The organism is Collimonas arenae (assembly GCF_000786695.1).
In the GTDB taxonomy this organism is placed as follows: domain Bacteria; phylum Pseudomonadota; class Gammaproteobacteria; order Burkholderiales; family Burkholderiaceae_D; genus Collimonas; species Collimonas arenae_A.
Map to the genome: position 1 here is coordinate 944,801 of NZ_CP009962.1, position 14,040 is coordinate 958,840.

The 14,040-nt window shown below is 57.3% G+C and carries 12 protein-coding genes; 7 read left to right on the top strand and 5 right to left on the bottom strand.

The window, feature by feature from the left end; translation table 11 throughout:
• The first annotated feature begins 54 nt into the window (after nucleotides 1–54).
• Both LT85_RS04230 and proC read left to right on the top strand, forming a co-directional pair.
• Nucleotides 55–807, top strand: a complete 753-nt coding sequence (locus LT85_RS04230) for a YggS family pyridoxal phosphate-dependent enzyme (RefSeq protein ID WP_038485672.1) — start codon at nucleotides 55–57, stop codon at nucleotides 805–807.
• Nucleotides 804–1,628 carry a pyrroline-5-carboxylate reductase gene (proC, locus tag LT85_RS04235; protein ID WP_038485675.1) on the top strand — a complete coding sequence of 275 codons (825 nt, stop codon included), beginning with the start codon at nucleotides 804–806 and terminating at the stop codon, nucleotides 1,626–1,628. Before LT85_RS04230 ends, proC begins: the two co-directional genes overlap by 4 nt.
• A gap of 268 nt (nucleotides 1,629–1,896) precedes the next feature.
• On the opposite strand, the gene LT85_RS04240 is transcribed toward proC, so the two are convergent.
• The 4 genes from LT85_RS04240 to recG form a co-directional block, all read right to left on the bottom strand.
• Nucleotides 1,897–2,217, bottom strand: coding sequence for a DUF883 family protein (locus LT85_RS04240; protein ID WP_038485678.1), 321 nt, complete (start codon nucleotides 2,215–2,217; stop codon nucleotides 1,897–1,899).
• Nucleotides 2,218–2,314: 97 nt separating this feature from the next.
• Nucleotides 2,315–3,169 carry a 4-hydroxybenzoate octaprenyltransferase gene (gene ubiA / locus LT85_RS04245; RefSeq protein WP_038485681.1) on the bottom strand — a complete coding sequence of 285 codons (855 nt, stop codon included), beginning with the start codon at nucleotides 3,167–3,169 and terminating at the stop codon, nucleotides 2,315–2,317.
• A gap of 95 nt (nucleotides 3,170–3,264) precedes the next feature.
• Nucleotides 3,265–4,212 carry a hydrogen peroxide-inducible genes activator gene (locus LT85_RS04250; RefSeq protein ID WP_038485684.1) on the bottom strand — a complete coding sequence of 316 codons (948 nt, stop codon included), beginning with the start codon at nucleotides 4,210–4,212 and terminating at the stop codon, nucleotides 3,265–3,267.
• A gap of 105 nt (nucleotides 4,213–4,317) precedes the next feature.
• Nucleotides 4,318–6,447, bottom strand: coding sequence for an ATP-dependent DNA helicase RecG (gene recG / locus LT85_RS04255; protein WP_038485687.1), 2,130 nt, complete (start codon nucleotides 6,445–6,447; stop codon nucleotides 4,318–4,320).
• Nucleotides 6,448–6,597: 150 nt separating this feature from the next.
• Between recG and queA the strand changes: the two genes are divergently transcribed.
• The 5 genes from queA (at nucleotide 6,598) to secF (ending at nucleotide 12,531) form a co-directional block, all read left to right on the top strand.
• A complete protein-coding gene (gene queA, locus LT85_RS04260; RefSeq protein ID WP_038485690.1) occupies nucleotides 6,598–7,617 on the top strand; it encodes a tRNA preQ1(34) S-adenosylmethionine ribosyltransferase-isomerase QueA in 1,020 nt (339 codons plus the stop codon).
• Nucleotides 7,618–7,635: 18 nt separating this feature from the next.
• On the top strand, nucleotides 7,636–8,763 hold the full coding sequence (tgt, locus tag LT85_RS04265; RefSeq protein ID WP_038485693.1) for a tRNA guanosine(34) transglycosylase Tgt: 1,128 nt from the start codon (nucleotides 7,636–7,638) through the stop codon (nucleotides 8,761–8,763).
• Between the two features lie 213 nt (nucleotides 8,764–8,976).
• Nucleotides 8,977–9,330 carry a preprotein translocase subunit YajC gene (gene yajC, locus LT85_RS04270; RefSeq protein ID WP_038485696.1) on the top strand — a complete coding sequence of 118 codons (354 nt, stop codon included), beginning with the start codon at nucleotides 8,977–8,979 and terminating at the stop codon, nucleotides 9,328–9,330.
• Between the two features lie 179 nt (nucleotides 9,331–9,509).
• Nucleotides 9,510–11,375: a protein translocase subunit SecD gene (secD, locus tag LT85_RS04275; RefSeq protein WP_038485699.1), complete on the top strand. Its 1,866-nt coding sequence runs from the start codon at nucleotides 9,510–9,512 to the stop codon at nucleotides 11,373–11,375.
• Nucleotides 11,376–11,586: 211 nt separating this feature from the next.
• Complete coding sequence (secF, locus tag LT85_RS04280) at nucleotides 11,587–12,531, top strand: protein translocase subunit SecF (RefSeq protein WP_038485702.1); 945 nt, start codon at nucleotides 11,587–11,589, stop codon at nucleotides 12,529–12,531.
• A gap of 94 nt (nucleotides 12,532–12,625) precedes the next feature.
• Here secF and purB read toward each other — a convergent pair whose 3' ends face one another.
• Nucleotides 12,626–13,999 carry an adenylosuccinate lyase gene (gene purB, locus LT85_RS04285; RefSeq protein WP_038485705.1) on the bottom strand — a complete coding sequence of 458 codons (1,374 nt, stop codon included), beginning with the start codon at nucleotides 13,997–13,999 and terminating at the stop codon, nucleotides 12,626–12,628.
• Nucleotides 14,000–14,040 lie beyond the last annotated feature (41 nt).

Sequence of the window (14,040 nt, forward strand, 5' to 3'; positions counted from 1 at the left end):
CGTTTGATGATACAACTTAGTAGTTCCTAGCGGCAATTTCCAAAGTCTCCGATTATGTCCTTAATGTCCCAGAAGTTGCAAGCCGTGCATACGAGTATTCAGGCCGCTGCCGCTGCGGTGTCGCGCCAGCCTGACAGTGTTGCGTTGCTGGCCGTATCCAAGACCTTTGGCGCCGACATGGTGCTGGAGGCGATCGCTGCCGGCCAGCGCGCTTTTGGCGAAAATTATCTGCAGGAAGCCGTCGCCAAAATGACTGCGGTTGACCTTGCCTTGCGAGCGGCGCATGCGACGACCGCTCCGGCGGCGGAGATCTTGCTTGAATGGCATTTTATCGGCCCGATTCAAAGTAACAAGACGCGACCGATCGCCGAACATTTTGCCTGGGTGCATACGGTAGAGCGTGAAAAAATCGCCCAGCGTCTATCCGAACAGCGGCCGCCGCACATTCCGCCGCTGAACATCTGCCTGCAAGTCAATATCAGCGGCGAGGCCAGCAAGAGCGGCATGGCGCCTGCCGAAGTGCTGGATGTCGCGCGCGCCGTTATCGAGTTGCCGCGACTTAGGTTGCGCGGCCTGATGGCGATTCCCGAGCCGACACAAGATCAGCAGAAGCAACATACGGCATTCCGCCAGACCAGGGAGCTGCTGCTGCAATTGCAAGCCGCGCTGCCGGCGCATGCCGCACAACTGGATACGCTATCGATGGGCATGTCGGCCGACATGGCCGTGGCGATTGAAGAGGGCGCCACCATCGTGCGCGTCGGCAGTGCAATTTTCGGACAACGTGAGCAGAATAGACAATCATGAAAAAACAATTGAACATCAGCTTCATCGGCGGCGGCAATATGGCGGCTGCGCTCATCGGCGGCCTGGCTGGAAAAGTCACCGACGGCGGCAATATCCATGTCATCGATCTGAACCTGGAAGCCTTGCAGAACCTAGCGCAGCGCTTTGGGGTGACGCCTGCGAGCGAGATCGATGCCATGGTCAGCGTCAGCGACGTCATCGTACTGGCGGTCAAACCGCAGCAAATGAAAGGCGTCATCGGTCAACTGCGGCCGTATCTGAAAGACCAACTAGTGATGTCGATCGCCGCCGGCATCCGCGCTGCCGATATGTCGCGCTGGCTGGGCGGACACGACGTCATCGTGCGTTGCATGCCGAATACACCGGCATTGATCGGCAAGGGCATCACAGGCATGGTCGCCGGCGCCGGGGTGTCGGCAGAACAGCGCGCAACCGCCGACCTGATCATGCGGGCCGTGGGCAGCACGGTGTGGCTGGATGACGAAGCGAAGATCGATGCGGTGACAGCGGTCTCAGGCAGCGGTCCGGCCTATGTGTTTTATTTCATCGAAGCGATGCAGCAGGCGGCACAGGAGCTGGGGCTGACAGCGGAACAGGGGATCGAACTGGCCAAGGCGACTTTCGTCGGCGCCGCGCAACTGGCGGCGCAATCGGACGAGCCGGTTTCCTTGTTGCGTGAACGCGTGACGTCGAAAGGCGGTACAACCTATGCGGCATTGACCAGCATGGAGAATGCAGGCGTCAAACAGTCCATCGTCGATGCCATCAAGGCGGCGGCAGTGCGCGGGCAGGAATTGGGCGACGAGTTCGGACGGGATTAGCGGGCTGTTACCGTAAAATCGAGAGAGCCTGCCACGCAGGCGATGCATATGGCGGCGTTGCAAATGCTCGCGATAGCCAGCTATCGCTGCGCTGTGCCCGGGGCGGCCATCCGCTTGCTCTGCACATCGTCTGCGCGTCCTTCACTCCCAATTTTACGGTAACAGCCCACTAAGCTTGCGTTGCCGTCAACGTCGAAGTTGAAAAAAAACAGCGGTAGTCGCATGGCGGCTACCGCTGTTTTTTATTGCGGTGGAATTCTGGTTGGTGTTATTTGCTGCGGCCAATCGCCAGGCCTGCCAGCAAGCCGATGGCGGCTGCCACGCTGACAGCTTTCCATGGATTTTCACCAACGTATTCGTCGGTCACATGCGCGGCGTGCTTGGTCTTGGCCACGGCTTTTTTAGTCGCTTTCGGCAATTCCGATTTGGCGGTTTCCAGCGCCGCTTTCAATTTAGTGCGCGCCTGGTTGTATTTTGTTTCAGCGTGGTCATGGGTCTCGTCGAGCAGGTTTTCCGCATCTTTGATGACCGATTTGAGTTCGCCAGCCAGATTGTCGCGCATCTCTTTTACGTTGTCGGTAGTAGCCATGTTTGCCTCTTCAATGTGGATTGCAGGGAAAGATGTTGCTCAAATGTGTTGACTAATATATCACGAAAGGTCGCGCTAAAAAATCGCAGCGTGGTTTTTAACGGAAAGCGTAATCCAGCGCAATGCCGCCAAATACCGCAGCGCCCAGCCAGTTATTGTGGCGAAAAGCGGCAAAGCAGGCGACGCGATCGCGGTTGCGGATCAGTTGGTAGTGGTATATCGCGCAGCCGACGGCGAGCAGCATGCCGGCAATAAACCAGCCGCGCAGGCCGAACTGCCAGCCTACGGCAAATATTAAACCTAAACTGGCTGCATAACAAAGCATGATCGCCAGCACATCATAGCGGCCGAAGGTAATCGCCGAGGTCTTGATGCCGATGAGCAGGTCATCGTCGCGGTCGACCATGGCGTATTCGGTATCGTAGGCGACTGCCCAGAAGATGTTGGCAACCAGTAGCAGCCAGGCGGCTACAGGCACGGTCCCCTGTATCGCCGCAAAACCCATGGGAATGCCGAAGCCGAAGGCGATGCCGAGATAGGCTTGGGGTATCGCGAAGAAGCGTTTGAAGTAGGGATAGCTGCCGGCGACGATGACGGCAATCACAGACAGTTCCTTGGTCAGCGTGTTCAGTGGCAGGATCAGCAGCAGCGACAGCAAGGTCAGCACAACCGCCACCATCACGGCTTCCCAGCTTGCAATCTTGCCGCTGGTGAGCGGCCGTTCGGCGGTGCGTTTGACATGTTTATCGAAATCGCGGTCGGCGAAATCGTTGATGGCGCAGCCGGCCGAACGCATCAGCACCGTGCCGAGGCAGAAAATAACGACTAGCGTCCAGGCCGGTTTGCCGCCGGACGCCAGCCACAGAGCAGCCAAGGTTGGCCACAGCAGCAACAGGATGCCGATGGGTTTATTCAAGCGGACCAGTTGGAAATAGAGTTTGAGGCGATTCATTGCAATGTATGTGATCAAAAAAAGAGACCTGTAAAGGTCTCGGAGGGGGCCGTGAAAAGCCGGCTGGCGCTACAGTTGCGTCGCCAGCTTTAAGCTCAGCCTTCGACCGCTACTGCGTCATGCAGCAAGGTCACGCCCTTCAGGCCGCAGGCAAGCACAGCCTTTTGTACCGCCTCGATAGCGGCGTGACGGGTAAAGCTTTTGCGCCAGACGATCACCACGCGGCGCGACGGGCCTGGCGCGGTAAACGGCACGTAACGCAACATGCCGTCCTTGGCTTCCAGATCAGGTACAGACGCTTGCGGCAGTACGGTGATGCCGATGCCGGACGCTACCATGTGGCGGATGGTCTCCAGCGACGAACCTTCAAAGGTGCGGGCGATGCCATCGCCGGCGGTCGAGAAGCGCGACATTTCCGGGCAGACTTCCAGCACCTGATCGCGGAAACAATGGCCGTTGCCGAGCAAGAGCATGGTTTCTGACTTCAAGTCCTGGGCGCTGATGCTGGCACGGTCGGCCCATGCATGGTGCTTGGGCAACGCCACCACGAACGGTTCGTCATACAGCGGTTGCACCATCAAGCCGTGTTCCGGGAACGGCAGGGCGATGATGGCGGCATCGAGTTCGCCCTGGCGAAGCAATTCCAGCAGGCGCACCGTAAAATTCTCTTGCAGCACCAGCGGCATTTGCGGCACTTGCTCGATCATGGTTTTCACTAGTGGCGGCAGCAGGTAAGGGCCGACGGTGTAGATGATGCCGAGGCGTAGCGGCCCGGCCAGCGGATCCTTGTTCTGATTGGCGATTTCGCGGATGGTGGCGGTTTGCTCCAGCACCCGTTCCGCCTGCGCCACGATCTGGCCACCGAGTGGCGTCACCGAAATTTCGGTGCCTCCGCGTTCGAAGATGACGACGCCCAGTTCATCTTCCAGCTTCTTGATCGCCACGGAGAGTGTCGGCTGCGCCACGAAGCATGCTTCCGCGGCATGGCCAAAGTGCTTTACGCGCGCTACCGCGACGATATATTTGAGTTCGGTCAGAGTCATGTTGTTATCTTCGCATATTTTTTAATGGAGGATGTATCTCCGTGTTTTAGTGCCGTTTTTGCGTGCACGGCATCTCTCCCTGTCGATACTGTTCAAAACATCTGGTCAAACCTTCAGAAAATCTTCACGCATGCCCAGCCAGCGCGCGAGATGGGCGCTAACGGTGGCGTTGTTGGCCGGCGTCGGGTCTTGCAATAGCGCTTGCGCCAGGTCGCGTGCGCGGTCGACCAGCCACTGGTCTGTCATCAGGTCGGCGAAGCGCAACATGGCCTGGCCCGATTGTCGCGCACCAAGGAACTCGCCGGGGCCGCGGATTTCCAGGTCACGGCGGGCGATTTCAAAGCCGTCCGTGGTTTCGCGCATGGTCAACAGGCGCTGCTTGGCGATGTGGCCGAGCGGGCTTTGGTATAACAACAAGCATACGCTGGCTGCCGAACCGCGTCCAACCCGTCCACGCAGCTGGTGCAATTGCGACAGACCGAAACGTTCGGCGTGTTCGATCACCATCAGTGAGGCGTTGGGAACGTCGACCCCGACCTCAATTACCGTGGTGGCCACCAGCACATGGCAAACGCCGGCGCTGAAGGCGTCCATTACTTCCTGCTTCTCGGCCTGTTTGAGGCGGCCGTGGACCAGTCCGACCTTCAGATCTGGCAGCGCTTCAGCCAGCATGGCGTAGGTATCGGTCGCGGTTTGCAGTTGCAGGGCTTCCGATTCTTCAATTAGCGGGCAGACCCAGTATGCCTGGCGGCCATCCTGCACAGCGGCATGGACCCGCGCGATCACCTCATCGCGCCGCATCTGGTCCACGGCACGCGTGACAATCGGCGTGCGGCCTGGCGGCAGCTCATCGATCACCGAGATTTCCAGGTCAGCGTAATAGGTCATCGCCAGTGTGCGCGGGATCGGCGTGGCGCTCATCATCAGCTGGTGCGGTACGACTGCGGCGGCTTTTTCATCGTCATGCGCCGGATTGCCACCGCCATTCTCGGATGTGGTCTTGTTTCGCAGCGCCAAGCGCTGGCCGACGCCGAAGCGGTGCTGTTCATCGACGATCACCAGTCCCAGCCTGGCGAACTGTACGCTGTCCTGTATCAAGGCGTGGGTGCCGATCACCAGTTGCGCTTCGCCAGATTCGATCATCGCCTGGGCTGCCAGTTTTTCTTTCTTTTTCAGGCTACCGGTGAGCCAGGCAACCTTCACGCCGAGCGGCTCCATCCAGGCAGCAATCTTGCGGAAATGTTGATCCGCCAGGATTTCTGTGGGCGCCATCAGCACTGCCTGAAAGCCGCTGTCGATGGCCTGGGCCGCCGCCAGCGCCGCGACCACGGTCTTGCCGCTGCCGACATCGCCTTGTAGCAGGCGCTGCATCGGGAACGAGGCGCGCAGGTCTGCGCTGATTTCGGCAACCACCCTCTGTTGTGCTTTGGTCAACGTGAACGGCAAGGCTTTAAGAAAGGCCGCTGACAATTCCCCCGCCAGCGGCAGTGCTCGGGCGTTCTTGTTGCGGCGCGCAACCTGGGCTCGTTTCAAGGACAATTGCTGGGCCAGCAATTCGTCGAATTTCATGCGCACCCAGGCTGGATGGGAGCGGTCTTCCAGCGCATATTCGTCGACCTCTGGCGGCGGGTTATGCAGTAGCCGCACCGCATCTTCAAAGCTGCTGAGCTGCTGTTCCGCCAGTTGCGCCGGCGACAAGGTGTCACGCCATTCGACCCGTGTCATGGCGTCGGCAATCGCCTTGCGCAGGAAGATCTGAGATAAGCCTTCGCCGGCAGGATATACCGGCGTCAGGACATCGGGGAGAGGCGCGCCTTCCAATACGATTTTGTAATTCGGATGCACCACCTCGGCGCCAAAAAAGCCGTGGCGGATTTCGCCGCGCGCGCGGACCCGGGTGCCGACCGCCAGTTGCTTGGTCTGGCTGCCGTAGAAATTCAGGAAGCGCATCACCAATTGGCCGGTATCGTCGACAATGGTCACAATCAGCTGGCGCCGCGGCCGGTACTGGATCTCGCAGGCGCTGACGACCCCTTCGACTTGCGCTACGCTAGTGCCCATCATGCCGGCTTGCCGGATCGTAACGATCGCGGTTTCGTCCTCATAGCGCATCGGCAGGTGCAAAACCAGGTCCATGTCGGTACGCAATCCGAGTTTCTCCAGCTTGCTGGCGCGGGTGTTCGCGGCTGGGACGGGAGCGGCTTTGGTGGCAGGTTTTCGCTTTGGAGCAGGCATATAGAGCTGTTAGTGGCGGCAGGGCGTAAAATAGCGGGTTTGCTCGATAATTCGCTGTATCCCTGTCTGGTACGGATTTCAGCGTTTGCCATTGTAAAGCCTATAGCTGTAATGGCAACCCGAGCGTTATTTTTCATTATTTATCCGAACATGCATTCTCTTTCCGATTACGATTTCGACCTGCCGCCAGAATTGATTGCGCAAACGCCCTTGTCAGAGCGCAGCGCATCGCGCCTGCTACATCTGGATGGCGAACAGTTAATAGATCGTCAATTTACCGACATTGTCGCGCAGTTGAACGCCGGCGATCTGCTGGTGTTTAACGATACCCGCGTGCTCAAGGCGCGCTTCTTTGGCGTCAAGGAAACCGGCGGCAAGGTCGAGGTACTGGTTGAGCGGGTAGTGGATAATCGCACCGTGCACGCGCAGGTGCGTGCCTCGAAATCGCCGCCCGCTGGCACCAGGATCCGTCTGGCGGAGGTGTTTGACGTGGTGGTGGGAGAGCGCGTCGGCGAGTTTTATACGCTGGTGTTTCCCGCCGATGTCTTCGATCTGATCGATGCCCATGGCCGCTTGCCGTTGCCGCCATACATCGAGCATGACGCAGATGCATTTGACGAGACTCGTTATCAAACTGTCTACGCCAAGCATGCAGGCGCGGTGGCCGCGCCAACCGCGGGTTTGCATTTTGACCAGGTTCTGCTTGAGCAGCTGAGCCAAAAAGGCGTCAGCTTCGGCTATGTCACGCTCCACGTAGGCGCGGGTACATTCCAGCCAGTGCGTAGCGAGAATCTGGCGGAGCATAAGATGCATAGCGAGTGGTACACCATTACCGAGGCTACTGTGGATGCCGTACGCGCCACCAAGGCGGCTGGAGGCAAAGTGGTGGCTGTCGGCACCACCAGCTTGCGGGCGCTGGAATCGGCCTCGCAATCCGGCGCTTTGCAGGCCGGTAGCGCCGATACCACCTTGTTTATCACGCCTGGCTATGTATTCAAGACTGTTGATCGATTGATCACGAATTTTCATTTGCCGAAATCGACCTTGCTGATGCTGGTCTCGGCTTTTGCCGGCTATGACCGCATACGCGCCGCTTACGCCCATGCCATCGTGCAACGCTATCGTTTCTTCAGCTACGGCGATGCGATGCTGCTTACTTACAACGTTTGATTACCAAAGACTTTATCCATGCTTGAATTCACCCTGATAAAAACCGAAGGCAAAGCCCGCCGCGGCCGTCTGAAACTTAACCACGGCACTGTTGAGACGCCAATTTTCATGCCAGTCGGCACCTACGGTTCGGTCAAGGCAATGTCGCCGCTGGAGCTGGTCGAGATCGAGGCGCAGATCATTCTTGGCAATACTTTCCATTTATGGCTGCGGCCCGGCACGGACATCATCGACAAGTTCAGCGGCCTGCACAAGTTCATGGGCTGGGACAAGCCGATCCTCACCGATTCCGGTGGTTTCCAGGTGTTTTCCCTGGGTGCGATGCGCAAGATTACGGAAGAGGGCGTCAAGTTCTCCTCGCCGATCAACGGCGACAAATTGTTCCTCTCGCCCGAAGTATCGATGCAGATTCAGAAATCGCTGAATTCCGATATCGTGATGCAGTTCGACGAATGCACGCCGTATGAAATCGACGGCCGTGCGGCCACCAGCGAAGAAGCGGCGCAATCGATGCGCATGTCGCTGCGTTGGGCCAAGCGCTCCAAGAACGAATTCGACCAGCTGGAAAATCCGAATGCGCTGTTCGGCATCGTCCAGGGCGGCATGTTTGAAAATCTGCGCGACGAGTCGCTGGCCGGGTTGCAAGACGTCGGTTTCCATGGCATCGCCATCGGCGGTTTATCGGTGGGCGAACCGAAAGAGGAAATGATGCGCGTGCTGGAGCATATCGGCCCACGCTTGCCGGCCGACAAGCCGCACTACCTGATGGGCGTGGGCACGCCGGAAGACCTGGTAGCGGGCGTCGAAAACGGCGTCGACATGTTCGATTGCGTGATGCCGACCCGTAATGCCCGCAATGGCTGGCTGTTCACCCGTTTTGGCGACCTCAAGATCAAGAATGCCCGCTACAAGGATGACGAAAAGCCATTGGACGAGACTTGCAGCTGCTATGCTTGCCGTAATTTCTCGCGCGCTTACTTGCATCATTTGCATCGTACCGGCGAAATCCTTGGCGCGCGGCTGAATACGATCCACAATCTGTATTACTACCTTGATCTGATGAAAAATATCCGGGCTGCGCTGGATGTCGGGCAATTCAGCGTGTTCGTGACCCAGTTCCATCTGGACCGGGCGCGTGGAGTATAGGATTTTTCTTGCACTGACGTATGTATTTTGCAACTATTTTCAGCTATAACGATCTATTTCTATTGGCCCAGGCAGTCGAAGTTCACCGTAGCGAAGACGGCTCGGGCTGATTTTCCCGGCAATAAATAGCGGCAGGGGATGGCTGGACGGTTGTATGCCGTTACCCAATGCTAGAATGCTGGGCTATTTTCAAACTATTACCTGGAGCAACTCGTGTCAATTATTTCTAGCGCCTACGCGCAAACTGCACCTGCGGCTACTGCTGCCACCGGCCCGCTGGGCTTGAGTAGCAACCTGACCAGCTTTTTGCCGATCATCCTGATGTTCGTGGTGCTGTACTTCTTGATGATCCGCCCGCAAATGAAGCGTCAGAAAGAACAGAAAGCCATGATGGATGCGCTCGGCAAGGGCGACGAAGTCGTGACAGCCGGCGGCATGCTGGGCAAGATCACCAAGGTTGCCGATGGCTACATCACCCTGGAGATCGCCAGCGGTACTGAAGTCGTGGTGCAAAAGGGCTCGGTCACCACATTGTTGCCAAAAGGCACAATCAAGACGGCGCTGTAATTACCGCCCGACTGATGGAGTGAGAGCATCCGCTTCGGGTGCTCTATTCAAATGTAGGGCCGGGAATAAAAAAGAGCCTGGCGGCGCAATGCCACAAGACATCGCGCTCAGGGCATAGGCTGCATCAACAATGCAAGCAAGAGACTCCCTCTGAGACTCACACAGAACGCAGAATCACTATGAATCGCTATCCTCTCTGGAAATATATTCTGATCGTCATCGCGCTGTTGTTCGGCGTGCTGTACACCATACCGAACTTTTTCGGTAATACCCCTGCGGTACAGGTGAGCAGTGGCAAAGCAACCTTGAAGATCGACAGTTCACTGGCTGACCGGGTGACGCAAATTCTGCAGCAAGGCAATTTGCAGACCGACGGTGTCTCCTATGAAACCGCAGGCGCGCAAGGTACTGTACGCGCCCGTTTTCACGATACCGACACGCAGTTCAAGGCCAAGACCCTGCTTGAACAAAGCCTGAACACCGATCCAACCGATCCGACTTATGTGATCGCCTTTAATCTGGTGCCGAATACGCCGCACTGGCTACAAAGCATCCATGCGCTGCCGATGTATCTGGGCCTGGATTTGCGCGGCGGCGTGCATTTCCTGATGCAAGTCGACACCAAGGCGGTCATTAACAAGCGTTTGCAAGGATTGCAAGCCAGCGCCCGCAGCGAGTTGCGCGACAAGGATATCCGCTACAGCGGCATCAACCGTAATGGCGATACGATCGAAATCAGTTTCCGCGACCAGGATACCCTGAACAAGGCGCGCGATATTCTTGCACCACAGCTGTCGGAAATGCTGATCCAGGCGGCGCCGGCGGTTGCAGGCAGCGATCCGATGCTGGTTGCTTCGCTGAAGCCGGAAGCGCTCAAACAGATTGTCGATAACGGCGTCACGCAAAATATCACGACTCTGTCGAAACGGGTCAATGAACTGGGCGTCAACGAGCCGATCATCCAGCGCCAGGGCGCTGATCGTATCGTGATCCAGATGCCAGGCGTGCAAGATGTGTCGCGCGCCAAGGACATCATTGGCCGTACTGCGACGCTGGAAGTGCGAATGGTGGACGAAACCGTTACGCGAGGCACTGAAGCCACTGCCGCCATTCCGTTTGGTTCCGAACTGTTCAAGGTAGGCAAGAGCGCGCCAGTGGTGCTGTACAAGGAACCGGTACTGACCGGCGACTATATTTCCAGCGCCGCTGTCAGCTTTGACCAGAACCAGCAGCCTGCAGTCAGCCTCGACCTTAACGGCGATGGCGGCCGCAAGATGCGCGACGCTACCCGCGGCAAGGTCGGCAAGGCAATGGCGATCGTGCTGTTTGAAAAAGGCAAAGGCGAAGTCTTGACTGTTGCGACGATCCAGAGCGAACTCGGTTCGCGCTTCCAGATCACTGGCATGGGCTCACCGGAAGCTGCAGCCGACCTGGCGTTGCTGTTGCGCGCCGGTTCGCTGGCGGCGCCGATGACCATCATCGAAGAACGCACCATCGGCCCGCAACTTGGCGCCGAGAATATCCAGAAGGGCTTTGATTCGACGATGTACGGTTTCGCCGTGATCGCTACCTTCATGATCATCTATTACATGCTGTTCGGCTTGTTCAGCGTGCTGGCCTTGTCGGTCAACTTGTTGTTGCTGATCGCTGTGCTGTCGACCTTGCAGGCGACCTTGACCTTGCCGGGTATCGCCGCGATTGCGCTGACGCTCGGTATTGCAATCGACGCCAACGTGTTGGTGAATGAGCGTATCCGCGAAGAACTGCGTAACGGTAATTCGCCGCAAGCAGCTATCTCAATTGGTTTCGACCGCGCCTGGGCGACGATCCTGGACTCCAACGTGACGACGCTGATTGCCGGCTTGGCATTGCTGATTTTCGGTTCCGGCGCGATTCGCGGCTTCGCGGTGGTGCATTGCCTGGGTATCCTGACTTCGATTTTCTCAGCGGTGTTCGTCTCGCGCGGTTTCGCCAATCTGTGGTACGGCCGCAAGAAGAAACTGACCAGCTTGTCGATAGGACAGATCTGGAAGCCGACCGCTTAAGGGGATATCCAAAACCTACTGCGCGGCCCAATATTCGGTTTGCGATGCTCACTGTACTTCCGTACAGCTGCGCTTCTCAACCAGACCTTGGACCGCTCGCTACGGTTTTGGAGCCTCATTGAAATACTCAAATAACGTTGTGGCCGCACCGGCATCAGAGGATGCGCGGCCACACAGGCAAGAACCAGTGGTGTGAACCAAAAGGAATGTGATGGAACTTTTCCGTATCAAAAAAGATATTCCGTTCATGCGCCATGCATTGATTTTCAATGCAATTTCGGCGCTGACGTTTGTATTGGCCGTATTCTTCCTGTTCTCGAAAGGCTTGCATCTGTCGATCGAGTTTACCGGCGGTACGGTAATCGAAGTCGCGTATACCAAACCGGCGGATATCGACAGCATCCGCAAGACGGTTGAAGGTATTGGTTATGCCGACAACCAGGTGACCAATTTCGGCACGGCGCAAGATGTCATGATTCGCCTGCCAGCGAAAAAGGGTGAGAACGCCAATACACAAAGCGCTACGGTGCTGGCTGCGTTGCAAAAACAGGATCCCGATGTCGCTCTGAAACGCACCGAGTTTGTCGGCCCGCAGGTGGGCGACGAGCTGGCGCATGACGGTTTGATGGCGTTGCTGTTCGTGGTGATCGGCATCATGATCTACCTGGCGATCCGCTTCGAATGGAAATATGCGGTGGCGGCGATTATCGCCAACTTGCATGACGTGGTGATCATCCTCGGTTTCTTTGCCTTCTTCCAGTGGGAATTCTCGCTGACCGTGTTGGCGGCGATCCTGGCGGTTCTGGGCTACTCTGTGAATGAATCGGTGGTGGTGTTTGACCGCGTCCGCGAAACATTCCGCGATCGCCGCTTCGGCAAGCTGGCCGTGGCCGATGTCATGAACCATGCGATCACGAGCACCATTTCACGCACCATCATCACTCACGGCAGCACTGAAATCATGGTGCTGTCGATGTTCGTGTTCGGCGGTCCGGCGCTGCATTATTTTGCACTGGCGCTGACCATCGGTATCTTGTTCGGTATCTATTCATCGGTGTTCGTCGCCGCAGCCGTAGCAATGTGGCTGGGCGTCAAGCGTGAAGACATGATCAAACCGATCAAGGAAAAGGATGAGGCTGATGGCGCAGTGGTATAAGCGTCGCAGGCAAAATAAAAAAACCAGCCTTCGGGCTGGTTTTTTTTCGGGAAAAAATGGCTGCCAATTAAAATCCGGCAGCCATCCTTGCGTATTAATAGCTTATTTTCTTCGCCAGCAGGGCCGCATGGCCGATGTAGTTGGACGGCGTCATCGCCAGCAAGTGGTCCTTGGCGTCCTGCGGGATTTCCAGCTTGAGGATGAACTCGCGCAGCGCATCCTTGGAAATGCCTTTGCCACGGGTCAGTTCTTTCAACTGTTCGTACGGATTTTCAATGCCGTAGCGGCGCATTACTGTTTGCACCGGTTCTGCCAGCACTTCCCAGGTGGCGTCCAGATCTTCACCCAGGCGCGCCGGATTGACTTCCAGCTTGTTTAGCCCACGCAGGCAGCTATCGTAAGCCAGGATCGCGTAGCCGAGGCCGACGCCGATATTGCGCAGTACAGTCGAGTCGGTCAGGTCACGCTGCCAGCGCGACAGCGGCAGCTTCTCGGACATATGCTTGAGCACGGCGTTAGCCATGCCGAGGTTGCCTTCGGAGTTTTCAAAGTCGATCGGATTGACCTTGTGCGGCATGGTCGACGAACCGATTTCACCGGCCTTTGTCCGTTGCTTGAAATAACCCAGCGAAATGTAGCCCCAGATGTCGCGATTCAGGTCGAGCAGAATCGTGTTGCAGCGGCTGACGGCATCGAACAGTTCAGCCATGTAGTCATGCGGTTCGATCTGGATGGTGTAGGGGTTGAACGTCAGGCCGAGGCGCTGTTCGATCACGTCCTTGGAAAAATTTTCCCAATCAAAGTCAGGGTAGGCGGACAGGTGGGCATTGTAGTTGCCGACCGCGCCATTCATCTTGCCCAGGATTTCCACTGCGGCGATGCGCTTGACGGCGCGTTGCAGGCGCGCCACGACATTGGCGATTTCCTTGCCGAGCGTGGTCGGACTGGCCGGCTGGCCGTGAGTGCGCGACATCATCGGTAGGTCAGCGTTGGCATGCGCCAGATCTGTCAGCTTGGAGATCACGTTGCGCAGCGCTGGCAGCAGCACGGTATCGCGCGCTGCTTTCAGCATCATGCCGTGCGAGGTGTTGTTGATGTCTTCCGAGGTGCAGGCGAAGTGGATGAACTCCGACGCCGCGACCAGTTCCGGCACGTCCTTGACCTGTTCCTTGAGCCAATATTCAACCGCCTTGACGTCATGGTTGGTGACCGCTTCGATGGCCTTGATGCGCTCTGCATCAGCTTCGGTGAAGTCGCTTGCCAGTTTGTCCAGCAAGGCGCTGGCGCTGGCTGAGAACGGCTTGATTTCGGCGAAGCCGGCGTTCGACAATGCTTGCAACCAGGCAATTTCAACCTTGACCCGGTGGTGCATGAAGCCGGCCTCAGACAGGATCGGGCGCAGCTTGTCGGTTTTGGCAGCGTAGCGGCCATCCAGCGGGGACAGGGCAGAAAGCGTGGTAAGAGACATGATAGTGACGGCTATAGAAGTGGATGAAGATAAGGCTGGTG